General features: G+C 35.1%; 17 protein-coding genes and 3 tRNA genes. 12 read left to right on the top strand and 8 right to left on the bottom strand.

The window, feature by feature from the left end; all coding sequences use genetic code 11:
* The first annotated feature begins 173 nt into the window (after positions 1–173).
* Together istA and istB are read left to right on the top strand one after the other, a co-directional pair.
* Positions 174–1,721, top strand: coding sequence for an IS21 family transposase (gene istA, locus ACNQGJ_RS09480; RefSeq protein ID WP_417972443.1), 1,548 nt, complete (start codon positions 174–176; stop codon positions 1,719–1,721).
* Positions 1,722–1,739: 18 nt separating this feature from the next.
* Entirely contained in the window at positions 1,740–2,477 is a 738-nt protein-coding gene (gene istB, locus ACNQGJ_RS09475) for an IS21-like element helper ATPase IstB (RefSeq protein ID WP_417972444.1), read from the top strand.
* A gap of 377 nt (positions 2,478–2,854) precedes the next feature.
* Here the strand turns inward: istB and ACNQGJ_RS09470 are convergent.
* From ACNQGJ_RS09470 to ACNQGJ_RS09460, 3 genes are all read right to left on the bottom strand, one after another.
* Positions 2,855–2,928: transfer RNA gene (locus ACNQGJ_RS09470), tRNA-Arg, on the bottom strand.
* Between the two features lie 66 nt (positions 2,929–2,994).
* Positions 2,995–3,069, bottom strand: a tRNA-Pro gene (locus ACNQGJ_RS09465).
* Positions 3,070–3,086: 17 nt separating this feature from the next.
* Positions 3,087–3,170: transfer RNA gene (locus ACNQGJ_RS09460), tRNA-Ser, on the bottom strand.
* Between the two features lie 230 nt (positions 3,171–3,400).
* Between ACNQGJ_RS09460 and ACNQGJ_RS09455 the strand changes: the two genes are divergently transcribed.
* A complete protein-coding gene (locus ACNQGJ_RS09455; protein ID WP_417972445.1) occupies positions 3,401–4,579 on the top strand; it encodes an acetyl-CoA C-acyltransferase in 1,179 nt (392 codons plus the stop codon).
* Between the two features lie 72 nt (positions 4,580–4,651).
* Entirely contained in the window at positions 4,652–5,413 is a 762-nt protein-coding gene (locus ACNQGJ_RS09450; RefSeq protein ID WP_417972446.1) for a C40 family peptidase, read from the top strand.
* 50 nt (positions 5,414–5,463) lie between these two features.
* Here ACNQGJ_RS09450 and ACNQGJ_RS09445 read toward each other — a convergent pair whose 3' ends face one another.
* Both ACNQGJ_RS09445 and gyrA read right to left on the bottom strand, forming a co-directional pair.
* Complete coding sequence (locus tag ACNQGJ_RS09445) at positions 5,464–6,732, bottom strand: tetratricopeptide repeat protein (protein ID WP_417972447.1); 1,269 nt, start codon at positions 6,730–6,732, stop codon at positions 5,464–5,466.
* Between the two features lie 48 nt (positions 6,733–6,780).
* Entirely contained in the window at positions 6,781–9,405 is a 2,625-nt protein-coding gene (gyrA, locus tag ACNQGJ_RS09440) for a DNA gyrase subunit A (protein ID WP_417972448.1), read from the bottom strand.
* A 256-nt stretch (positions 9,406–9,661) separates the two neighbouring features.
* On the opposite strand from gyrA, the gene ACNQGJ_RS09435 reads away from it, so the two are divergent.
* From ACNQGJ_RS09435 to ACNQGJ_RS09420, 4 genes are all read left to right on the top strand, one after another.
* A complete protein-coding gene (locus tag ACNQGJ_RS09435) occupies positions 9,662–12,208 on the top strand; it encodes an ATP-dependent Clp protease ATP-binding subunit (RefSeq protein WP_417972449.1) in 2,547 nt (848 codons plus the stop codon).
* Positions 12,209–12,346: 138 nt separating this feature from the next.
* Positions 12,347–13,717, top strand: a complete 1,371-nt coding sequence (gene rimK, locus ACNQGJ_RS09430) for a 30S ribosomal protein S6--L-glutamate ligase (RefSeq protein WP_417972450.1) — start codon at positions 12,347–12,349, stop codon at positions 13,715–13,717.
* A 60-nt stretch (positions 13,718–13,777) separates the two neighbouring features.
* The gene (locus ACNQGJ_RS09425; RefSeq protein WP_417972451.1) at positions 13,778–14,293 is read left to right on the top strand and encodes a DUF421 domain-containing protein; all 516 of its coding nucleotides are present in this window, start codon (positions 13,778–13,780) and stop codon (positions 14,291–14,293) included.
* Between the two features lie 44 nt (positions 14,294–14,337).
* Positions 14,338–14,619: a GNAT family N-acetyltransferase gene (locus ACNQGJ_RS09420; RefSeq protein ID WP_417972452.1), complete on the top strand. Its 282-nt coding sequence runs from the start codon at positions 14,338–14,340 to the stop codon at positions 14,617–14,619.
* A gap of 69 nt (positions 14,620–14,688) precedes the next feature.
* On the opposite strand, the gene ACNQGJ_RS09415 is transcribed toward ACNQGJ_RS09420, so the two are convergent.
* The 3 genes from ACNQGJ_RS09415 to hutH are packed head-to-tail and all read right to left on the bottom strand — an operon-like array spanning position 14,689 to position 18,211.
* On the bottom strand, positions 14,689–15,972 hold the full coding sequence (locus ACNQGJ_RS09415; RefSeq protein ID WP_417972453.1) for an inorganic phosphate transporter: 1,284 nt from the start codon (positions 15,970–15,972) through the stop codon (positions 14,689–14,691).
* Between the two features lie 30 nt (positions 15,973–16,002).
* Positions 16,003–16,647 (bottom strand): DUF47 domain-containing protein, encoded by a 645-nt coding sequence (locus tag ACNQGJ_RS09410; protein WP_417972454.1) that lies wholly within the window; start codon positions 16,645–16,647, stop codon positions 16,003–16,005.
* 49 nt (positions 16,648–16,696) lie between these two features.
* On the bottom strand, positions 16,697–18,211 hold the full coding sequence (gene hutH / locus ACNQGJ_RS09405) for a histidine ammonia-lyase (RefSeq protein WP_417972455.1): 1,515 nt from the start codon (positions 18,209–18,211) through the stop codon (positions 16,697–16,699).
* Positions 18,212–18,845: 634 nt separating this feature from the next.
* Here hutH and thrA point away from each other — a divergent pair.
* The 4 genes from thrA (at position 18,846) to ACNQGJ_RS09385 (ending at position 25,823) form a co-directional block, all read left to right on the top strand.
* Entirely contained in the window at positions 18,846–21,293 is a 2,448-nt protein-coding gene (gene thrA / locus ACNQGJ_RS09400; RefSeq protein WP_417972456.1) for a bifunctional aspartate kinase/homoserine dehydrogenase I, read from the top strand.
* Positions 21,294–21,400: 107 nt separating this feature from the next.
* Positions 21,401–22,327, top strand: a complete 927-nt coding sequence (locus ACNQGJ_RS09395; RefSeq protein WP_417972457.1) for a homoserine kinase — start codon at positions 21,401–21,403, stop codon at positions 22,325–22,327.
* Between the two features lie 121 nt (positions 22,328–22,448).
* Positions 22,449–23,738 carry a threonine synthase gene (gene thrC, locus ACNQGJ_RS09390; protein WP_417972552.1) on the top strand — a complete coding sequence of 430 codons (1,290 nt, stop codon included), beginning with the start codon at positions 22,449–22,451 and terminating at the stop codon, positions 23,736–23,738.
* A 654-nt stretch (positions 23,739–24,392) separates the two neighbouring features.
* Positions 24,393–25,823, top strand: a complete 1,431-nt coding sequence (locus ACNQGJ_RS09385; protein ID WP_417972458.1) for a hypothetical protein — start codon at positions 24,393–24,395, stop codon at positions 25,821–25,823.
* The last annotated feature ends 185 nt before the right edge of the window (positions 25,824–26,008 follow it).

Genomic DNA, 26,008 nt, shown 5'->3' with positions numbered 1-26,008 from the left:
CCGGTCAAATTGACCACCCAATTCCAGTGCAAATTAACCACCAGTTCCGGAGTAAACTGACCACCCTATTCCAGTTCAAAATGACCACCTAATTTTGGGGTAAAATTGAGCATTAAAAACTACTTACTTTTTCATGTTGTTAGCACCATACATTCGTTAAAAAAATACGGATTATGGCAAACAAATTAACAGACATGAGTAAAATTAGAAAAGTAATTAAATTCTATTGTAACGGCAAGAGTAAGTTATTCATAAGTAGCTACTTATCCCTTTCTAGGAATACAGTAAAGAAGTATATTTCTTTATTTGAAGTCCTCGGATTAAGTTTAGAAGTCCTTAATGAAAAGACAGATGCAGAACTAGAACTTTTGTTTTCACATACTACCGTGGAATCAATAAGTCCCAAGATGCAGATTCTTTATGCTTTTTTCCCTAAAATGGAACGGGAACTTAAAAAAGTGGGCGTTACCATTCAGCACCTTTGGGAGCAATATATTGCCCTAAACCCTGAAGGCTACAAGAGTTCACAATTTAGCCATCACTACAAAATATGGGGCAAACGGGTCAATCCGGTAATGCATATGAATCACAAAGCTGGTGATAAAATGTATGTAGATTATGCTGGAAAAACACTCTCTATCATTGATAAAGACACAGGAGAAATCAAAGAAGTACAGTTTTTTGTAGCCATATTGGGAGCCAGTCAATACACCTATGCAGAAGCTTCTATGAGCCAACAAAAGGAAGATTTTGTTAGTTCTGTAGAAAATGCTATGTGCTTTTTCGAAGGTACTCCTGAGGCTATTCTCCCCGACAATCTAAAATCTGCAGTAATAAAAAGCAGTCGTTTTGAACCCACAATTAATGAGACCTTGGCTGATTTAGCCGAACATTACCAAACCACAATCTTGCCTGCCAGGGCGTATAAACCAAGAGATAAGTCATTGGTTGAAGGAGCCGTTAAGATATTGTACCGAAGGATTTATGTAAATCTAAAAGAAACCAAATTCTTTTCTCTGGAAGAATTAAACCAGCAGATATGGGATTTATTGGATGCTCATAATAGCCGAAAACTCACAGGACGTCCTTACTCTCGTATAGAATTATTTTTAGAAGACGAGCAACAAAAACTACGTCCACTACCACAAGAACGCTTTGAAATCAAATACCAATCCTTTGCAACAGTGATGCAAAATGGACATGTTCAATTGAGTCAGGACAAAAATTACTACAGCGTTCCCTATCAATATATAAAGAAAAAAGCGAAACTATTATATACCAAATCAACCGTAGAGATCTATTACAAATACAACCGAATAGCCGTTCACGCGCGAAATTACAAGCCTTACATCTATAATACAACTCCAGAACATTTGGCCAGTACGCATCAATTTGTAGCCCAGTGGAGTGCTGCTCGCTTCATTGATTGGGCAAGTAGCATTGATGCCTTTGTAGGGGAATATATTTTACAGATTATTGAAAGTAGAAACCATCCTGAACAAGCCTATAAAAGTTGTTTAGGAATACTAAACTTCGAGAAAAAGGTGGGGAAGCAGCGATTAATAAATGCTTGCAGGCGGGCACTTGATTTTAAAATTTACAATTTTAAGACCATACAAAATATATTAGAAAACAACTTAGACCATATTGATTTTGAACAAGAACCCGAGCAAGAACTCCCGGTTCACGGTAACATAAGAGGAAAACAGTATTATAATTAAATTAAAAACCAAGTAATCATGAATGAATCCACAGTAACAAAAATGAAACAAATGAAGCTTTATGGCATGTTCAATGCTTTTAAAACAGCTATTGAAAGCGGAAAAACAGACCATTACACACTCGATCAGTTTGTATCGATGCTAATTGATGCCGAATGGGATGAAAGGCACAATCGGCGTATTACTCGCAGTATCACTAATGCCCGATTCCATTACAAATCAAATATTGAAAACATCAATTTTGACCAAACCCGTAATCTAGATCGTAACATGGTTCTGCGTTTAGCAGAATGTGAATTTGTAGAAAAAAACGAAAATATTTTAATCACTGGAAGTACTGGTGTAGGCAAAAGTTATTTAGGTACTGCATTAGGCTATCAAGCCTGTATACAGGGTTTTAAAGTGAGTTATTTTAATACCTCTAAGCTATTTGCTAAATTAAAAATGGCCAAAGCAGATGGTTCTTACCTACGAGAATTGGCTAAAATAGAAAGGCAAGACGTTATTATACTAGACGATTTTGGACTCCAAGCATTGGATAGTCACAACCGAATTACCCTTTTGGAGATCATTGAAGACAGGCATAATAATGGTTCCATTATTGTAACCTCACAAATCCCAGTGCAAGGTTGGTATGATATAATTGGCGAAAAAACTATTGCCGATGCCATTTTGGATAGACTCATACATCAATCCCATCGACTCGAATTACATGGAGAATCTATGAGAAAAAAAAGAGGGTTAAACAAAGGCTAATATTTAACTATATTTGAATACTAATTAACAGATGAAAAAAAGTAGTTTTTATTGAAAATGGAGGTGGTCAGTTTGCTCCGGAATTAGGTGGTCATTTTGAATTGGAATCAGGTGGTCACTTTAAATTGGAATTGGGTGGTCAATATCACTGGAATTTGCAGTAAGCCCCCCGTCAAATTATAGGGAAAAATAAAAATGGCAGTAAAATTTCTGAGTAGGATGCTTGTTTGAAATCATTTTGATGGAGGGAGTCATCTAAGAAAGACTACTATTTAACACCTTGCATATTATGCAAATATTATGCAAATGACATTTTCATAAAAAACAAAAACGCTATAAAACAAAAGTAACCCACTGATTATCAGTGAGTTACCTAGTGAAGGCAGAAGGATTCGAACCTTCGACCGCCTGCTTAGAAGGCAGGTGCTCTATCCAGCTGAGCTATGCCTCCATTTATTATTGGGACCTCTTGCTTAGCAAGCAGGAACTCTGTAGTATTAAACAGAGTAAAAATTAGTCGGGGTGGCAGGATTCGAACCTGCGGCCTCCTGCTCCCAAAGCAGGCGCGATAACCGAGCTACGCTACACCCCGAAAAGAAAATTATAAAGCGGAGGGACAGGGACTCGAACCCTGGCACCGATTGCTCGATGACAGTTTAGCAAACTGCTCCATTACCACTCTGGCACCCCTCCAAGCTCAAAGAAACGTGTCCTGTTTTGCGGTTGCAAAATTAAGACATCTTTACGTTTCTCACAACTATTTAAGACCTTTTTTTTAATATTTTTTATCGTTTTTACAAAAACACTTCACAGTCAAATATATAGAATAAAAATAAATTTAAAAAAAGATATTGGCTAATCAAAATTTGAAATTGTTTAAAAAAGATTAAATTTGCTATATAAACCAACATTATAAAAAAGTCATGAACAAAAGAGTTGTTATCGTTTCTGCCGTTAGGACACCTATCGGAAGTTTTATGGGGGGATTATCTACAGTTACTGCTCCACAATTAGGCGCAATCGCTATCAAAGGCGCTTTAGATAAAATAAAGTTAGATCCAAATTTAATTGATGAGGTATTCATGGGTAACGTAGTTCAAGCCGGCGTAGGCCAAGCACCTGCCAGGCAAGCTGCGATATTAGCTGGTTTACCAAATTCAGTTGCCTGTAGCACTATAAATAAAGTATGCGCTTCAGGAATGAAAGCGGTGATGTTAGGCGCGCAAGCAATTCAGTGCGGTGATGCCGAAGTTGTAGTTGCTGGCGGGATGGAAAACATGAGCCTTATTCCACACTACATGAATTTAAGAAGTGGAACTAAATTTGGCCCTGCAACCATGATTGACGGCATGCAGAAGGACGGACTTACTGATGCATACGACAACAACGCTATGGGAGTGTGTGCTGACTTATGTGCTGCCGAATATAATTTTACCAGAGAAGATCAAGATGCCTCCGCAATTCAATCGTATGAGCGTAGTGCGAAAGCATGGGATTCAGGAAAATTTGATAATGAAGTTATTCCTGTTTCTGTTCCACAAAGAAAAGGAGAGCCTATCATTGTTTCTAAAGATGAGGAATTCACCAATGTGAAATTAGATAGAATACCATCTTTAAATGCCGTTTTTACAAAAGACGGGACTGTAACTGCAGCAAATGCATCAACAATAAATGATGGAGCAGCTGCTATAATTTTAATGAGTGAGGAAAAAGCAATAGCTTTAGGACTAAAACCTTTAGCCTACATCAAAGGATATGCCGATGCGGCTCAAGAACCTAAATGGTTTACTACAAGTCCTTCAAAAGCAGTTCCTAAGGCACTAGAAAAAGCCGGAATTACAATCAGTGATGTTGATTATTTTGAATTCAATGAAGCATTTGCTGTTGTAGGTTTGGCTAATTCAAAAATTTTAGGTTTAAATGACAGCAAAGTAAATGTAAATGGTGGTGCCGTATCTTTAGGTCATCCTCTGGGTTGTTCAGGCGCTCGAATTATAGTTACATTATTGAATGTTTTAGAACAAAACAATGCTAAAATTGGTGCCGCTGCAATTTGCAATGGTGGTGGTGGCGCATCAGCAATTGTAATTGAAAGAGCTTAAATAATTATATCTTAAGAGTTATAGACTTTAAAAACCTATAACTCTTAATTCTTAACTCCTAAAAGAACCTAAATGTTCGGAATTTGTAATCTTGCCATAATCCCTCTTCGTGTTGAACCCAGTGATAGAAGCGAAATCGTTTCTCAAGTTTTATTCGGTGAACATTTTGAAATTTTAGAGCAATTGAGACAGTGGTCCAGAATAAGAATGCAATATGATGATTACGAAGGTTGGATCGATTCCAAACAATTACAACTGATTTCTGAGTCCAGTTTTAATCAATTATCCAACGAAGCCATTATTCTAAATGCTGATTTAATTGAATATATTATCGCCTCAAATAATTTATTGATACCGATCCCTCTTGGCTCTTCTTTATCTTATATACATCACAATGAAATAAACACTTCTAATTTTGCTTTTGAAGGAACTAAAACCAGTGGTGAGAAAACGAAAGAAAGCTTAATAACTACTGCCTTTCTGTACTTGAATGCTCCATACCTTTGGGGAGGAAAAACTCCTTTTGGTGTTGATTGTTCCGGTTTTACTCAAATGGTTTACAAACTCAATGGATACAAATTATTACGAGATGCATCTCAACAATCAACCCAAGGAGAATCTTTAAGTTTTATTGAAGAAAGTGAACCTGGAGATTTAGCCTTTTTTGACAATGAAGAAGGCAACATTATTCATGTAGGAATAATAATGGCCGATAATTACATTATTCATGCCAGTGGAAAAGTACGAATTGACCGTATAGATCATCTAGGAATATTTAATGCCGAGACAAACAAGCATACCCATAAACTTAGAGTTATCAAAAAAATAGCATAAAAAAAAGTCTGTCTAAATTTAGACAGACTTTTTTATTTGAAAAATTAATATTAAATCTTTGCTTTTAATGCTTTGTATTCTGCAGTCATTTCTAAGGCGCTGTAAACTCCTAAAAGAGTTTTGGAAACATCAGCGTTTTTAGGATCTAGTTCCACCGCTTTTTCAAGATACGGAATTGTTGCTTTAAAAAGCGCTTCTCTTTTCTTTTTCAATTCATCATAACGCTTCATATCTTTAGTTGAGGTTCCCAACTTATTCATTTCATCAATGATCACCTTCTCATCCTCTAATTTTAAAGCAGCTAAATTAATATACCCATTAATATATTTTGGGTCAATTTCTAAAACTCTTTTGTAATATTTTTCGGCATCTGCAACATTTTTAGCATTTGCACTTAATACTCCCAAGTTAAAAATCAAATCAGCGTCATTTGGATTTTTTTCCAACACTTCAGCAATTAATTTTTTATACATGTCAAAATCTTTTGTTTCTAAATAAAGATTAGCCTCTGTCAGTGTCAAAGAAGTATCTTCAGGATTTGCTTTTCTTGCTTCAGAAATTGCTTTTTTAGCTTCTTCAGTTTTACCTTTTTCAACTAAAATCAACGCCATGTTTTTATAAATCTCACCTCTTTTAGAAGTAACAACTTCAGTTCGTGGCTTTTCATGCGTTCCTAACTTTACCATTCTGTCTCTTTCTTGAAGTGTATTAAAAAAGTCTTCTTGACTAGTTAATTTATTAACCGCAAAATAACTAGTTCCTTTTCCAGAATAGTTTAAGTTTTTCAAATCATCATACAATTTAAGAGCCGCATCATAATCTTTAGCGTTTACATAAGTAGAAGCTGAATAATATAGATTGATGGTGTCTTTTTTATCTAACAAATAAGCGTCGTATAATTTTTTAGCACTTTCAGCATGCTTATCTATTTTTGAATCAGCAATTGCACCGTTAATCAATTTGAATTTAATATCAGTAATTGAAGTGGCAGCTTGAGTTGAAAATTTTACTTTGCCAGATGTTTTCTCCGCAACAATCAAATCTTGATATGCTTTTGCAGCAAGCGAAAGATTAGTATTAGCATCAACATTTTTATTGGCTAAATCCAATAAAGAATTTCCTTTTACAAAGTAAAATTGCGCTTTTTCAGCATCTGAAGCGTTAGCAATTAATGATTCTGCTTCCATTAGAATGGTTACTGCCTCTTGAGATTTACCCCCTTTCAACGCTTTTTCAGCGGCCTTAATTTGATCTTTTTGAGCAAAAGCAGCTACTGATAGCAATAATACTGATGTTAATAATACAGATTTACTTTTCATAATATTCCGTTTTTGTTTAATAATTATTTTTTTTTTTAAAATTTTTATTTAAGCTTCATCATCGTCATCATCGTCACTTTCAGTCGCATCATCGGCTTCGTCTTCTTCAGATTCATCTTCGTCCTCATCCTCTTCTGAACCTTCGTCCTCAAGAACTTCTAAAACGGGTTTAACTCTTTCGATAGCTTCTGTTTCGATAACATTCCCTTCTTCGTCAACAACTACTTCAGCAACATCGTCTTTCATCACTTTCGTAACCGCTGCAATTGAATCGTTTCCTTTGATGTTAATTAACTTCACCCCTTGGGTTGCACGTCCCATCACTCTCAAGTCTTCAACAGCCATTCTAATAGTCAGTCCTGACTTGTTGATGATCATTAAATCATCCGCATCTGTAACTGAATTTATAGAAATCAATTTACCCGTTTTCTCGGTGATATTTAAAGTCTTCACTCCTTTACCACCACGATTAGTAATTCTGTATTCATCTAGACTTGAACGTTTTCCATAACCGTTTTCGGCAACAACTAAAATTTCGCTGCTCATATCATTTACAGTAACCATGCCAATAACTTCATCCGTTTCATCTTTAAGAGTAATTCCACGTACACCAGAAGCTGTTCTTCCCATTGGACGGGTTTTTGTTTCTTCAAAACGAACTAATTTACCAGATTTAACAGCCAAAATAATTTGACTTTCACCATTGGTTAATTTTGCTTCTAATAATTCATCCCCTTCTTTAATAGTAATTGCAGCAACACCATTCACTCTAGGTTTAGAATATTTCTCTAAAGAAGTTTTCTTAACCTGACCTTTTTTAGTAACCATGATAAGGTTATGGCTATTGATGTACTCTTTATCCTTTAGATCCTGAGTACAGATAAATGCTTTTACTTTGTCATCGCTTTCAATATTTACCAAGTTTTGAATCGCTCTTCCTTTAGCCGTTTTACTTCCTTCTGGTATTTCATAAACGCGCATCCAGAAACATTTTCCTTTTTGGGTAAAGAACATCATATATTGGTGATTCGTTGCCACAAACATGTGTTCTAAGAAATCCTGATCTCTTGTTCCAGCACTTTTTTGTCCAACTCCTCCTCTATTCTGAGTTTTATATTCGGTTAGATTGGTACGTTTGATGTAACCCGCATGAGAAATAGTAATGACTACATTTTCATCCGCAATTAAATCCTCAATACTTACATCGCCTCCTGAATATTCAATTTGAGAACGTCGAGCGTCCCCATATTTATCTCTAATTTCTGTAAGCTCTTCTTTGATTAAAGCAATTCTCAAGTTTACATCCGCTAATAAAGCTTTTAAATGCTCAATTAACTTCGTGATTTCATCATATTCTGTCCTTAACTTATCTTGCTCCAGACCCGTTAATTGTCGCAAACGCATTTCTACGATAGCACGAGATTGAATATCTGATAAATTGAATCTTTCGATTAATTTTTCTCTCGCCTCTTCAGTGCTTTTTGAAGCTTTGATTAAAGCAATTACTTCATCAATATTATCCGAAGCGATAATCAAACCTTCTAAAATATGCGCTCTTGCTTCCGCTTTTTTTAATTCAAATTGCGTTCTGCGAGTTACCACATCATGACGGTGTTCTATAAAATAATGAATCAAATCTTTCAGATTCAACATTTGCGGACGCCCTTTCACAATGGCAATGTTATTTACGCTAAACGAAGATTGTAACTGCGTAAACTTATAAAGTGTATTTAAAACCACGTTTGGCGTCGCATCACGTTTCAAAATATAAACGATTCGCATTCCGTTTCTATCCGATTCATCTCGGATATTTGCAATTCCATCAATTTTTTTATCATTCACTAAATCAGCAGTACGTTTAATCATATCTGCCTTATTGACTTGATAAGGGATTTCAGTAACAATGATACACTCACGGCCATCGACTTCTTCAAAACCAACTTTAGCACGCATTACAATACGCCCTCTTCCCGTTTTAAATGCTTCACGAACACCTTCATATCCATATATAATACCACCGGTAGGAAAATCTGGGGCTTTAATATGTGTCATTAGTTCGTCAATCTCAATATCACTATTGTCCATGAAAGCTAACGTACCGTTGATTACCTCAGTTAAGTTATGAGGTGGCATATTGGTTGCCATTCCTACTGCAATTCCAGTTGCCCCATTTATTAATAAGGTAGGAACACGAGTCGGCATAACTGTTGGTTCTTCTAGCGTATCATCAAAATTTAATTTAAAATCTACCGTTTCTTTATCAATATCAGCCAAAATTTCTTCCGAAATCTTGCGCATTCTAGCCTCGGTATAACGCATTGCTGCAGGACTATCGCCATCCACAGACCCAAAATTACCCTGACCATCAATCAATAAATAACGCATACTCCATTCTTGAGCCATACGAACCATGGCATCGTAAACAGAGGTATCACCATGAGGGTGATATTTACCCAGTACTTCCCCGACGATTCTGGCGGACTTTTTGTGGGCTGATCTTGAGTTAACACCCAAATCATGCATTCCAAATAGTACTCTTCGATGTACTGGTTTCAAGCCATCTCTAACATCTGGAAGTGCTCTTGATACAATAACTGACATCGAGTAATCGATATAAGCTGTTTTCATTTCATCTTCTATGTTAATAGGAATTAACTTTTCTCCTTCAGACATAAGTTGTTATATTAAATAATTATATTAGTTTCAAAACGTGCCAATATACGATTTTTTGATTTTTTTTACCCTATTTGACACTACATATTTCAATGATTTATTAACAAATTTTACAGCCGATTTATTTAATAATTTAAGTAAACTTTAACTCCATTATTACTATTATTTTTGTCTATTAGCTGACACGACTTCATAAGGGAATGGTTTTTGTTTTCGAATCATTAATTCACTAAATTTACGATATCAAATATATATTATGGATGATAATTTTTCACCACGAGTAAAAGACGTTATTACTTACAGCAAAGAAGAAGCTTTGCGGCTAGGTCATGACTTTATAGGAACGGAACACTTAATGCTCGGCATTTTAAGAGACGGTAACGGAAAGGCTATTCAAATATTAAACAACCTTGCTGTCGATTTAGATCATTTACGTAGAAAAGTGGAAATCTTAAGTCCTGCAACACCAAGCCTGGAAGTAAATGTTGAAAAGAAAAATCTACACCTGACACGACAAGCAGAAAGAGCCCTAAAAACAACGTTTCTTGAAGCGAAAGTTTTTCAGAGTACGTCTATTAGCACAGCACATTTATTGTTATGTATTTTAAGAAACGAAAACGATCCAACAACCAAGCTATTGAATAAACTAAAAATTGATTACGATATAGCTAAAGAACAGTATCTAAACATGACTCCAAACGAAGAAGATTTTATAGAAAATTTACCGCGAAATGAATCATATAATGACGATTCAGGACAAGATGACAGTTTAAAAGAAGGAACTTTCAACAATCCATCCAATAAATCGAACAAAAAATCCAAAACACCTGTTTTGGATAATTTTGGAAGAGATTTAACTGAAATGGCTGAAGAAGGAAAACTTGATCCCGTTGTCGGACGTGAGAAAGAAATTGAACGCGTTTCTCAAATTTTGAGCCGTCGTAAAAAGAACAACCCATTGCTTATAGGGGAACCTGGTGTGGGGAAATCTGCGATTGCCGAAGGCTTGGCCTTGCGCATTATTCAGAAAAAAGTATCGCGTACTTTATTTAATAAGCGCGTTGTCACTTTGGATTTAGCCAGTCTTGTGGCTGGAACAAAGTACCGTGGACAGTTTGAAGAGCGCATGAAAGCAGTGATGAATGAATTGGAAAAAAATGATGATATTATTCTTTTTATAGATGAAATCCACACAATAGTTGGAGCGGGTGGCGCAACAGGTTCACTAGATGCTTCAAATATGTTCAAACCAGCGTTAGCGCGTGGAGAGATTCAATGTATTGGCGCTACAACTTTGGACGAATATAGACAATATATAGAAAAAGACGGAGCATTAGAACGACGTTTTCAAAAGATAATTGTGGAACCTACATCAGTTGCAGAAACGATTACTATTTTGAATAATATTAAAAATAAATACGAAGACCATCATAATGTTACCTACACACAAGAAGCAATCGATGCCTGTGTGAAATTGACAGATCGATACATGTCAGAACGTTTCTTACCAGATAAAGCTATTGATGCTTTAGACGAAGCAGGTTCTAGAGTTCATATTACCAATATTGAAGTTCCAAAACTAATTTTAGATTTAGAACGTCAATTAGAAGATGTTCGGGAGCTGAAGAATGTTGTGGTAAAAAAACAAAAATACGAAGAGGCCGCTAAACTTCGTGATGATGAAAAGCGCATTGAAAAAGATTTAGCCATTGCTCAGGAACAATGGGAAGAAGATGCTAAAAATAACCGAATTGAAGTAACGGAAGACAATGTCGCTGATGTCGTTTCTATGATGAGTGGAATACCCGTAAATCGTATCGCACAGACTGAAAGCAATAAATTAGCTAAACTTCCAGAACTTATTGAAGGTAAGGTTATTGGTCAAAGAGAAGCTGTAATGAAAATTGCTCGTTCAATCCAGAGAAATCGTGCCGGATTGAAAGATCCGAATCGTCCAATTGGTTCCTTTATTTTCTTAGGACAAACGGGTGTTGGTAAAACGCAATTAGCTAAAGTTTTGGCTAAAGAATTATTCGATTCTGAAGATGCGTTGATTCGTATCGATATGAGTGAATACATGGAAAAATTTGCAATCTCCCGTTTAGTCGGTGCACCTCCGGGATACGTAGGATATGAAGAAGGTGGTCAATTAACAGAAAAAGTCAGAAGAAAACCCTATTGTGTAGTATTGTTGGATGAGATAGAAAAAGCCCATCCTGATGTTTTCAATATGTTATTACAAGTGTTGGATGATGGTTATCTGACTGACAGTTTAGGTCGGAAAATTGACTTCAAAAACACGATAATTATTATGACTTCAAATGTTGGAGCCAGACAATTAAAAGATTTTGGACAAGGAGTGGGTTTTGGGACTGCTGCCAAAGTGGCTCAGGCAGATGATAATTCGAAAAGCATCATTGAAAACGCATTGAAAAAAACTTTTGCTCCTGAATTCCTTAACCGAATTGACGATGTAATTGTTTTCAATGCTTTAGAAAAACATGATATTGATTTGATTATCGAAATTGAATTGAAAAAATTATTTGCTCGTGTTGCTGAATTAGGCTATCAATTGAATCTTTCTGACAAAGCGAAAGCGTTTATTGCTGAGAAAGGTTTCGACAGGCAATTTGGCGCAAGACCATTAAAAAGAGCCATTCAGAAATACGTAGAAGATGCGCTTGCCGAAGAAATTATCACTTCGAAAATTACTTCGGGAGATGAAATTTACATGGATATCGAAGATGGCTCACAAGAGTTAACAGTGCAGATACATAAAGCTGGAGAACCAACAAATCCTTAATTTCATAAACAATTCTAGTAAAATAAACCCGTTACGTTTTTATAACATAACGGGTTTTTTCTTTAAAATAAACACACTTTTTTTGAAAACAAATATTTACATTTGGTCTTTATAAAAAAGGTTAATTAAAATTATTTTATGTCAGATAACAAAGTTATTCTAGGGAGTGAAGAATGGTGCTCATTTCCTGAGTTAGGGATTCCTACTATCAAAGCCCGAGTAGATTCAGGTGCAAAAACATCCGCTTTACATGCTATAAACATTGCTCCATTTATCAAAAATGAAAGCAACTGGGTGAAATTTGACATCAACCCGATACAAAATAATCTAAAAACGGTAATTCATTGTGAAGCGCCTTTAGTTGATAAACGTATCGTTAAAAGTTCTAGTGGTTTTAGAGAACAGCGCTATGTTATTCAAACAAATCTGCAAATAGGGAATTCAAAATGGCCTATTGAAATGACATTGACCAATCGAGATTCTATGGGATTCCGAATGCTATTAGGCCGTGAAGCCATGAGCGGAAGAGTTCTGGTCGATCCAGAACAAAAATATCTTTTAGGACAACCTACATCGGATACATTAAAAGAATTGTATAAGAATTCTGAGAAAGCGAGTTCAGGGCTGCGAATCGGACTTTTAGCAAGTAATCCAGAGTTGTACAGCAACAAGCGTATTATGGAAGCTGGCGAAATGCGTGGTCACGAAATGCACTTCCTAAACATCAAGGAATGTTATATGAAATTGGATGCAAAGACCCCAGAAATTCATTATCGTGGGGGCAAAATACTAAATCAATTTGACGCTATTATACCAAGAATAAGACCTAGCATCACTTTTTACGGTTGCGCTTTGACCAGACAATTTGAAGCACTAAATGTATTTTGTTTAAATTCATCCACCTCAATAACACAATCTAGAGACAAACTATATTCATTACAATTGCTTTTGCATAGCGGAATCGACATCCCTACCACAGGATTTGCAAATTCTCCATTGGATACCGATGATTTGATAAAAATGGTAGGCGGATCTCCTTTAATTGTAAAATTACTCGAAGGAACGCAAGGAAAAGGAGTTGTTTTAGCCGAAACAAAAAAAGCCGCGGAAAGCGTTATTAATGCTTTTAAAAGCTTAAATGCAAACATATTAGTGCAAGAATTCATCAAAGAAGCTAACGGGAAAGATATTCGTTGTTTTGTGATAGATGGAAAAGTAGTTGCAGCCATTCAGCGTGAAGCTATGCCTGGCGAATTTAGAGCCAATATTCATTTAGGAGGAACTGCATCGATTATAAAAGTAACCCCCGAGGAAAAACGTATTGCTATAAAAGCTACGAAAGCAATGGATTTAAAAGTGGCAGGTGTAGATATTATCCGTTCAGCTAAAGGACCATTATTATTAGAAGTAAATTCATCTCCCGGATTAGAAGGAATTGAAGGTGCCACCAATAAGGATATAGCAGGTGAAATGATTAAAGCGATTGAGAAGAATTTTAAACTGAAATAGTGATTGATGACAAATTTTAACCTGTTAATAAATTTTGACATGATACTTTAAAACTAACAAATGAATGAATATCTTGATATAATTCTTCGAAGTGCTGCCGTTTATTTTTTTATGGTTATCGCTTTGCGCCTATTTGGTAAGAAAGAATTGTCTCAACTAAACACTGCCGACGTGATCTTGATTTTACTGATAAGTAATTCCGTCCAGAATGCCATGGTAGGCAGCAACACAAGTCTTTATGGCGGCATGGCGGCGGCTTCTGTACTTTTTTTTATCAATTTTATTTTGAAAAAACTAATGTACAAGTACAAGAGATTTAGCAGTTTCATGCAGGAAAAACCCGAAATTCTAATCCACAACGGGAATCTGGATTTTAAGATATTGAGTAAATTAAACATCTCTTCTGATGAATTAAAAGAAGCCATGCGCGAACATGGGGTCGAATATTTCGCAGATGTAAAACTTGCTATGCTAGAAATTGATGGTAATATCAGCATTATTTCTGGGAATAATAATCTTCGGCAGACCCATTACAAACGAAAACACATACGCAAAAGTCTAAGTGGAATAAATTAAGTACACGTTTCATTGAATTAACAACAACAATAAAACAGAAATCCATGATAATTGAACAATCAAACGAATCCAAAAAGGGCTATTTTAAAGCCGTTATTAATGAAGTTGAAGCTGGAAAAATGACGTACACATGGACAGGAACTGATACATTTACTATTGACCATACCGAAGTGAATCCTGATTTTGCAGGGCAAAGTGTCGGTAAAAAACTGGTACTGGCAGCAGTACAGTTTGCACGAGAAAACAATTTTAAAATTGTGCCATTGTGTCCTTTCGCTAAAAGTGTATTTGATAAAACGAAAGAAATACAAGATCTTCTATTTTAGCAAACTTAATATTAGAGCATAAAAAAACCATTCTTGAAGAATGGTTTTTTTACGAATGGTATTCACATATTAAATAAATATACTAAAGATATAATAAATGATGGCTGCTAATATTGCTGAAATTGGAATGGTTAAAACCCAAGCCCATAATAAGCTAACGGTCATTCCCCATCGTACGGCTGAAACTCTTTTAGTAAGTCCAACTCCAATGATAGAACCTGTAATCGTATGTGTTGTACTTACAGGCACTTTAAAATGCTCTGTAAAATATAAGGTCAATGCTCCGGCAGTCTCTGCGGCAACACCTTCAAAAGAAGTCACTTTTGTAATTTTAGATCCCATTGTTTTCACAATTTTCCAACCACCACTCAAGGTTCCAGCTGCAATAGCAGAATAACACGCCAAAGGAATCCAAGTTGGCATTTTAAAGGTTCCCTCATCGTTTGGAAGCACCACATCTAACCAAGCTGGTAACGATTCTTGGGCAACCCCACTGGTGTGGATATAAACCGCAACTGCGGCAGCGATAATACCCATTACTTTTTGGGAATCATTTCCTCCATGTCCTAAACTAAAGGCTGCAGAAGACAGTAATTGCATTTTTTTCAACCACGCCGTAGCTTGATTTAAATTTAAACTACTGAAAATTAAACAGAATGCACTTATTGACAAAACAATAAAGGAGACTAAAAACCATTTGATGTTATGTGCTTCAAAAGCAACACTCCAAAAATGAGAATCAAAACGAGGTTTTTCAATTTGATCGTAATAAAGCATTTGGCTTTCAACAAACCAAATAGTCAAGAGCATTAAAGAAGTTGTAAAAATCTTTGGATAAATGCTCTTTTTAGAAGCATTCAGCAACCAAATCGATATTAAATAAGACATCAAAGCTCCTAGCAATGGTGCCAGTATAATAAAAGCAACAATGATTAGAACCCCTGAAGGCATACCGCCATCTTTTCCGTCTTTGTACCAAGAAACTACACCAAAACCTGCATGAGCAATTGCTGCTCCGGCAAAACCACCAATTAAGGTATGTGATGAGCTGGATGGAATTCCTTGCCACCAAGTAAATAAATTCCAAATGATAGCAGCTATCACACCTGCCAGAATCACAACTAAGTTAATATCCATGGTATTGGCTGTTTTTGCAACAGTATCCGCTACGCCAAAACCAAAAACCCAATAGGCCAAAAAGTTAAAGAATGCCGCCCAAATGACTGCTTGAAAAGGACTTAATACTTTTGTGGCAACAACGGTTGCTATAGCATTGGCAGCATCATGAAAACCATTAATGTAATCAAAAATTAAAGCCAGAACTATAATAACTATTAATAGAGTAAATTCCATAATTATAATGTCAGAATAAAACCGATTGAATTAAGAATGTTTTACAGAAATTGATTCTAAAACACTCGCTACACTTTTACATTTATCCGTTGCCGTTTCTAAAACTGACAATACTTCTTTGTACTTGATAATGTTTTTTGCATCAGTTTCATTTTCGAATAAATCAAGAACTGCTTTATCATAAACATTATCTGATTTATTTTCTAACTTATTAATTCTAAGACAAGCGTCCGTAATATTTTTCATTTTTTTCAAATTTCTCAATTCTCTTACCGCAACATCAATGTTTTGACAGGCTTCAAGATTGATTTCCGTTAATTTTCGGATTGATTTTGTGATTTTATCCACCTGATACAACCGCATTCTACTTGCTGCACCATGAAGATTTCCAGCAACATTGTCTATGGAACTAATTAATGAATAAATATCTTCTCTATCGAATGGAGTAATGAAGTTTCTACTTAACTCTAAATTTGTTTGACGTGTGATGTCTTCTCCTTTTTGTTCTAAAACATCAATTTTCTGGAAAAGAACTTCACGTTCCTTAAAAGGAAGATTTACAGCTTCATGCAAATTGGTAGCAATTTCGATTAAATTACTAGAAGCTTCCTCAAAAAGAGGGAAGAACTTTTTATCTTTAGGAACCAAAAATTGGAAAAAATTATTTATGTTCATTTCATTAAAATTTAGTTCGGCAAAATTACTTCATTATTTTACGCCAATGTTAAGTTAATATTAACAAATCATTTTCTATTTGAAAAGTATTTAAAAAAGAAACAGTATTCTCAATATCATAGTGCAAAATTCGGTCTTCTTTTACCAATGGAACTTCCTCCCGATATGCACTTAAAAACATCTCTATAAAATCACTTGATAGTAACGGTCGTCTGTATTCAATGGCTTGCGAAGCATTCATTAGTTCGATTGCTAATATTCGTTCTAAATTGTCTAAAACACGTAACGCTTTTGTAGCCGCATTTGCCCCCATGCTTACATGATCTTCTTGTCCATTACTGGAAACTATACTGTCAATACTGGCGGGAGTTGCTAATTGTTTATTTTGACTGGCAATACTGGCCGCTGTATATTGTGGGATCATCAAACCGGAATTCAATCCTGGATTATCCACTAAAAAAGCTGGAAGATTACGCAAACCAGAAATCAACTGATAGGTTCTACGCTCCGATATACTTCCCAATTCTGCCAAAGCGATTGCCATGAAATCTAACGCTAATGCTAGTGGTTGTCCATGAAAATTACCTCCAGAAATGATTTGATCGCTTTCAATAAAAATATTAGGATTATCGGTCACTGAATTGATCTCTGTTTTAAAAACTTTCTTTACATAGTCAAACGCATCTTTAGACGCACCGTGAACTTGCGGCATACATCGGAAAGAATATGGATCTTGAACATGTGATTTTACTTGTTCGATAATTTCACTTCCTTTCAAAAATCCTTTGATACGATTTGCCGTTACAATTTGCCCTTTGTGCGGTCTAATAAAATGAATTAATTCATGAAAAGGTTCAATTCTTCCATCGAAAGCTTCCAATGAAATAGTTCCAATCAAATCGGCCAAATAAGAAAATTTGCTGACTTTCATCAAAATATGGGATCCATAGGCACTCATAAATTGGGTTCCGTTCAATAATGCCAGTCCTTCTTTAGACTGCAATACAATTGGTTTCCAGTCAAAATGCTTCAAAACTACACTGGAATGCACTTTTTTACCTTCAAAATAAACGTCTCCTTCACCTAATAAAGGCAACGATAAATGCGCCAAAGGAGCTAAATCTCCGGAAGCTCCAAGCGAACCTTGCGTATAAATTACGGGAAGAATATCATTATTATAAAATGCAATCAATCGCTCAACCGTTTGCAATTGGATTCCCGAATGTCCATAACTTAAGGATTGGATCTTAAGCAACAACATCAATTTTACAATTTCAGCAGGTACCTCCTCACCCGTTCCGCAAGAATGCGATTTTACTAAATTTTCTTGTAGTTTTGATAAGTTCTCGTTTGAAATTTTGACATTACAAAGTGAACCAAATCCTGTATTTATACCATAAATAGGTTCAGAATGTGAAGCCATTTTTCTGTCTAAATAATCCCTGCATTTTTGTATATTAACTTTGGCCTCTTCAGACAATGCCAGTAATTTACCATGAGATATAATCTCTTCTAATGTTTCAAAATTGAGTAACTGAGTACTTATATAATGTGTATTGTCCATTTTTACTTTCTATTTAAAAGGTAAAATTGAAAAAATCTACATTAATAAACAATATTTAATGCCGATAATTTAAAATTCAAACCTAAAAACCAAATAACCTTACGGTTTATGCATAAAATTAAAAATTAATTGACTTAAAATAGAAGACATTAGGCATCAGTATTAATACGATTTTTCGCAGTATATTATGTTGATCGTTACAAAAACTACTTAAACGTGCTTTATTACAGTAATAAAGTATTTCTATAAAGTAATAAAACGAATTGCAAATCATATTATTTATCAATAATAATACGAAATGCTTCAACATTGGCCTTGAAAATTAAACATTGTTTAATATATTACAGAATGCAATTGAAAAATTAAAATATTCGCAAAAACACAATTAATAGGTTTCCGTTTTTATAAAAAACTGTACTTTTGAAAAATCAAATGACAAGCACCAGAACAACATATCACTCTTCGATTTCAACTCAACTTTGGGTAGTTGCTTCTGCTACATTTACTACAACAACTACCACCCCGTAGGGGTATACATTTTACATATAATCCTACTATTATATTTTTTTTCTAAAGAAAGAAAGTTCTTGGGTATATAATAAACATTTACATTTTTTATATAAAACAAACGAAAATGAAAGTATTAAAATTTGGTGGAACTTCGGTTGCCAATGCACAAAATATAAAACTGGTTTTAGATATCGTTATCAATAAAGCAAAAGAAGAGCAATTAATTGTTGTGGTATCTGCCTTTAGCAAAATTACTGATTTGCTCCAATTAGCTTCTCAAAAAGCAGCAGCTGGTGACGAAAGCTTTAAAGAAATCCTTACCGATATAGAAAAAAAACATCTAGACGCTTTAAAAGAACTTATTCCTGTAAGCGAACAAAGCGGACTTTTAAGTCATATAAAAAGAATTATCAATCATCTTGAAACTTTATTAGATGGTTGTTATCTTTTAGGAGAATTATCTCCAAGAACTTCGGATACTATATTGAGTTTTGGCGAATTGTTGTCTTCTTATATTATCGCTGAAGCATTAAAACAGAGCCTGAAAAATAGTGGTTATAAAGACAGCCGTGAATTAATCAAAACCGATCATCATTTTGGAAAAGCCACAGTAAACTTTGAAGTTTCAAATCAATTAATTGCTGATTTTTTTGCTTCGAATGCAAATCAAGTGGTGGTAATGCCCGGATTTATAGCCGCATCGCTGGACGGAATCAATACGACTTTAGGTCGCGGTGGTTCTGATTATACGGCAGCTATCCTGGCAGGAGCATTGAACGCAACTGACTTGGAAATTTGGACTGACGTCAACGGAATGTATACCGCCAATCCAAAAATTGTAAAACAAGCACAACCTATTGCATTCATTTCCTATCAAGAAGCGATGGAATTATCTCATTTTGGTGCCAAAGTTTTATATCCTCCCACTATTCAGCCCGTGCTGAGAAAGAACATTCCAATTCTTATCAAAAACACGTTCGAACCAGAAGCAGAAGGGACTTATATTTCAAATCTTGAAATGGATCATACTAATCCTGTAAAAGGAATTAGCCATATTGATAATATTACTTTGATTACGCTTGAAGGCCCCGGAATGATTGGTGTCACTGGTTCATCAAAAAGACTTTTTGAAGTATTATCACATGAAAACATCAATGTGATTTTTATTACTCAAGCCTCATCTGAACATTCCATCTGTATCGGAATTCTAAACTCAGATGCTGATGTTGCTGAAGATGCCATCAACAGCGCTTTTGAAGTAGAAATTTTACAAAACAAAATCGATCCGTGTATTGTTGAAAAAAACCTGTGCATCATTGCTTTGGTTGGTGAAAACATGAAAAATCATCAAGGTTTAAGCGGTCGAATGTTTAGCACATTGGGTAAAAATAACGTAAACATCAGAGCAATTGCCCAAGGTGCTTCTGAAAGAAACATTTCGGCTGTTATCAACGAAAGGGATGTAAAAAAAGCACTGAATTCGCTGCATGAAAACTTTTTCGAAGAAAACACCAAACAGTTAAACCTATTTGTCATGGGTGTTGGGAATGTGGGTGAGAAATTCATCGAGCAAATTTACCAACAAAATAAATTCCTGAAAGACAAACTCAAAATAAATCTAAGAGTTATCGCTTTATCTAATTCCAGAAAAATGCATTTTGACGAGGACGGAATCTCTCTAAAAAATTGGCAATCTATTTTAGAAAATGGCGAAGCGGCGAACAAAGAAAAGTTTCTTTACACTGTAAAAGAGCTCAATTTACGCAATAGTATTTTTGTTGATATTACGGCAAACGAAAGCGTGTCTAAAACCTACGAACACTATTTAAAACGCAATATTGCCGTAGTAACGTGCAATAAAATTGCCTGTGCATCGGAGTACGACAATTATAAAAAACTTAAAAAATTATCTCGGCAGTTCAATGCTCCTTTTCTTTTTGAAACCAATGTTGGGGCTGGATTACCAATCATCGATACTGTAAAAAATCTAATTGCTTCTGGAGATAAAGTGAATAAAATTCAAGCCGTTTTATCGGGAAGCCTAAACTTTATATTCAATAATTTTAACGAAAGCAATACTTTTCATGACGTTGTAAAGGAAGCTGGATTACAAGGGTTTACAGAACCTGATCCAAAAATAGATTTGAGCGGAATTGACGTTGCCAGAAAGATATTGATCTTAATTCGGGAGAGCGGTTATAAAATGGAAATCGACACGATTGTCAACGAATCTTTTATGCCTGCAGAATGTTTAGAAACTACATCAAACGAAGCATTTTTTGAATCTTTAATCGATCACGCTGCCCATTTTGAAACTATTTATAAGGAAGCGTTAAGCAAAGATTCTCGATTGAAATACGTCGCGCAATTCGAAAATGGAAAAGCAAATGTTGGGTTGCGTTTTATCCCGAAAGACCATCCTTTTTATAATCTGGAAGGAAAAGATAATATTGTATTGTTTTTCACGGATCGTTATGTAGACCAACCTTTATTAATAAAAGGTGCCGGTGCGGGAGCCGCAGTAACCGCTTCAGGAATATTTGCTGATGTAATCAGAATTGGAAACCTATAAATATGTCGTAAAGTCCAATGTCGTAAAGTCTTAAAGTTAGCAACTTGATTTTATGTTCATTTCTATGACTTTACCCCTTTATGACTTTAGACTTTAAGACGACTATTATGAATGAAATAAAAATATTTTGCCCTGCTACAATCGCCAATCTTTCCTGTGGATTTGATGTTCTTGGGCTTTGTTTAGAAACCGCAGGTGACGAAATGATTATTCGAAAATCAACCATAAAAGGGGTTCGAATTACTAAAATTGTGGGGGCCGATTTGCCTTTGGAAACTGAAAAAAATGTCGCCGGAGTGTCTGTTTTAGCGATGTTGGAAGCTGTAGAAACGGAATTTGGATTTGAAATCGAAATTTACAAACACATCAAAGCCGGAAGTGGAATTGGAAGCAGTGCAGCAAGTTCAGCTGGAGCGGTATTTGGCATCAATGAATTACTGGGACGTCCATTTACGAGAAAAGAACTGGTTTTATTTGCCATGCAAGGCGAAAAACTAGCCAGTGGAAATGCTCATGCCGATAACGTTGCTCCTGCCCTTTTGGGCGGCTTTACATTGGTAAGAAGTTATAATCCTTTGGATATTATCAAAATTAAAAGCCCATCAGAATTATATGCAACAGTGGTTCATCCACAAATTGAATTAAAAACTTCGGATGCACGTTCGGTATTGAAGCAAACCGTTTCCTTGAAAAGTGCTATTATGCAGTGGGGAAATGTAGGCGGATTAATCGCTGGATTGTACACCAATGATTATGATTTAATCGGTCGCTCCTTACACGACGAAATCGTGGAACCGTTGCGAAGTGTCTTGATTCCGGGATTTGATTTGATCAAAAAAACAGCGTACGAAAACGGAGCTTTAGGTTCTGGAATATCGGGTTCAGGCCCTTCTATTTTTGCTTTAAGCAAAGGAAAGGAAACCGCTGATAAAATAGCCAAAGCCATGAGTGCCGTATACGATGCAATGAATTTACCATACGAAATTCACGTTTCAAAAGTGAATGATGAAGGGATGAAAATAGTATCCCACTAACCCCCGAAGGGGAATAAAAAAATAGTGCTTTTAAAATTACAATAAACACATTATGAATCCAGTTTCGTCTCCCTTCCCTTTGGGGAGGGTTGGGGTGGGGATTCTAAAATTAGTATACATAATGAAATATTACAGTTTAAACCATAACGCACCCAAAGTTTCTTTTCAAGAAGCCGTGACACAAGGATTAGCCACTGATAAAGGATTGTATTTTCCGGAAACTATTACCCCATTAGCATCTACTTTTTTTGATGCTATCGAAAATTTAAGCAACGAGGAAATTGCGTATGAAGCGATTAAACAATTTGTGGGTGATGAAATTCCCGCAGACACTTTAATAGAAATCATTGCCGAAACCTTGTGTTTTGATTTCCCTGTTGTCGAAGTGGAAAAAGACATTTATTCTCTTGAATTATTTCATGGCCCAACGATGGCTTTCAAAGACGTAGGCGCACGATTTATGTCGCGTTGTTTGAGTTATTTCAATAAAGAAAACAAAGACAGTAAAAATACGGTACTTGTAGCCACTTCCGGCGATACTGGTGGTGCAGTGGCGAGCGGTTTTCTAGGTATAAAAGATGTGGAAGTGATTATTCTGTATCCATCGGGAAAAGTGAGCGATATTCAGGAACGACAATTGACTACTTTAGGACAGAATATTAAAGCGCTTGAAGTAGACGGTGTTTTTGATGATTGCCAGGATATGGTGAAGAAAGCTTTTCTTGATGAAAGTTTAAAACATAAAAACCTGACTTCGGCTAATTCAATTAATATTGCGCGCTGGTTGCCACAAATGTTTTATTTCTTCTTTGCGTATAAATCCTTAAAGCAACAAAATAAACCGTTAGTTTTCTCTTGCCCAAGTGGAAATTTTGGGAATATTTGCGCGGGTATCATTGCCAAAAAAATGGGCTTGCCTATTGAACATTTTGTAGCAGCTACGAATGTGAATGATACGGTGTCGAGGTTTTTAGAAAACGGAATTTACAATCCAAAACCGTCGATAGCGACGATTTCGAATGCAATGGATGTTGGGAATCCAAGTAATTTCATCCGAATTCAGGAAATGTACCACAATGATTTGGAGCAGTTCAAAAAAGATTTTTCTTCGTTTACTTTCAGTGATGAAGAAACGATAGAAGCCATGAAAACTATTTATAATACTGACGGTTACATTGCAGAACCTCATGGCGCGGTTGGTTATTTAGGTTTGAAAAAAGAATTACAAAACCACCCTAATGCAATTGGTATTTTCTTAGAAACCGCCCATCCAATAAAGTTTTTGGATACCGTTGAACCAACATTAAACGTAAAACTACCAATTCCTACCCAAATTGAAAGTGTTTTAGGAAAGGAAAAAGTAAGCATTAAAATTAAAACGTATGAGGAATTGAAAGCTTTTTTGGGATAAAAGCTTCTCAAAATAACTAAACTACTATGGATTTAAAGTCCATAGACTTGGTTTGGTAGACTTAAAACCTGCAAGGTTAAAGCTTTTTAATTTGCCACAGATTAAAAAGATTCGCACAGATTAATCTGTGATAATCCATTTAATCTGTGGCCAAACATTTTTTAGAAGCGAAATGCACTAAAATGCATAGTTCTAACTATTTCTGTGACCAATAAAAAAAAGACTAAGAATCCAATTTTAGTCGTTTTTTTATGCCTAAATAAATCTAGTTATAAAGTAATCCTAAACTTGCATTTTGGAACACAAAAAAAAATTCCACCCGTTTGAGACTTCAATTTTAAGTCTATAATTATGAGTGATTTACAGGTAAATAAAACAATAAATTCCGCTGCAAAAAAATAATATTCCAGTTCTGAAAATATAGCTTGAATAATGATTTATTATACCTACTTTTGCAAAAAAATTAAGTTGTTTATATTCAAGTCTCGTACGAGTAAAAACAACCTGAACCCCATTAAAAAAGAACTAAGTATTTAAGAAGCTGTTTGAATTTTAACTAACAAATCAACAGATTAAAAAATATTTCAAAAAAACTACCTGATAAAGTAGCTTCCCATATCAACATAATTTATTAAAAGAAGGAGAAAAAAGTTTATGACGGATCATAGTATGAATGATGTTAGTTTTGAAATTGAATTGTTGGATAAACACAAAGATTATAGGAATCAATATAGGTCAAATGATTTGTATTGGGGCGTAGGAATCGAAAATGAATGTTATTTAGAGTTTGAAAATCATCGTGTGGTGGACAAACATTTTTTGCTGACTAAAGGAATTCCTGAAAAGTATAGTGTCAATCATTTTAAGAATTACAAAGAAAATATATACACCAATTCATTGCAAAAAATATTATCCGATAAAGAATATTATTTGCCCGTATTAATGAACTCTCATTCGTTTACAAAAACGGACATCAACAACCAGCATAAGACTTTTGACCCCATAGATAATGAACCAAATCCTGAATATTCAGGGGAAAGTATATTTGAAATATTACAAAAAAACAATCCTTATTTTATAGACGAGCTTCAAAAAGAATTCATTTTTGACGGCGACACAGTTGAATTTGTTACACAAAAATTTTACAAAACAGATATTGACTTGGCCATTACTGAACTAGCTACAATAAAACAAGGTTTCATAAACAATTTGCAAAGCGCCTTTCATAAAGAGAAAATCTTTACGGAATACGGCCCCATAAAAATATGTTCTGAAAACCATCCCTTTGCCATATTTATTTCAAACAACACTAATTATTCTGTTTTTAATAACATGACCTATCACTTCAATTTAACTATTCCTACTGAGTTAAATAAGGACGGTGAAATTACGGACAAATTAGGTTTTATAAAAAAACACCAGAGGGCTATTCGATTATTCCAATGGTTGAGTCCTTTATTTATGATAAAATTCGGTTCTTCTGATTATTTATCGCATAATGATAGCAGCGTCAATTTGACAAAAGCATCACAACGATGTGCCATGTCAAGATACATTGGGGTGGGTACCTATGACACCAATGTGATGAAAACCGGGAAAATTGTCCAGATGAATTTTGACGAACACCCCATGCATGCGAATCCAATGTGGTGGGTGAACCGTTATGCTGAAATATCAGATTATGAAAAAATTGATAAAATTGGGCTTGACATCAATTTCCACAAGCACAAAAATCATGGAATCGAGTTTAGAATATTTGATTATTTCGACGAAAAATACTTACAGGAGGTTTTGAATTTTCTTGTTTTTATTATGGATCATGCCCTATTAAACGAAATCGAAAATCCTATTTGTGATTTGGAATGGAATAACTTTGTCTATGAATCTATTATACATGGCAAAGAAACCTGTGTACCATCAAACCTTATCGTTCTTTTAGAAAACATATTGTCTATTAAAATAGAATCGAATGATCCTTTATTAATCTACGATCAAATATACAGCAGTTTACACGCTACCTATTATGAAAAAGGCTTTTGCAGTTCTTTACTAATTAAAAAACAAGCGACATTGCAAATGCAATAGTGTCTTTTTAAAAGAACCAGTAAACTCTTTGGGTATAATTAAAAAACGGTTCTCGATACATTTTTTGTTCCGTTTTACTTCACAAAAAACACTCGAACTGACGTTTTGAATAATTGCACCCAACGGAACGGGTTAACTAGTAAATAATTACACTTCTTGTTGACTGTAAGCCTACAAGAAGTGTA

It is taken from the genome of Flavobacterium cryophilum, from assembly GCF_048286555.1.
Classification (GTDB): domain Bacteria; phylum Bacteroidota; class Bacteroidia; order Flavobacteriales; family Flavobacteriaceae; genus Flavobacterium.
The sequence above is the reverse complement of the archived record's forward strand: the minus strand, read 5'-3'. Positions and strand labels throughout refer to the sequence as shown.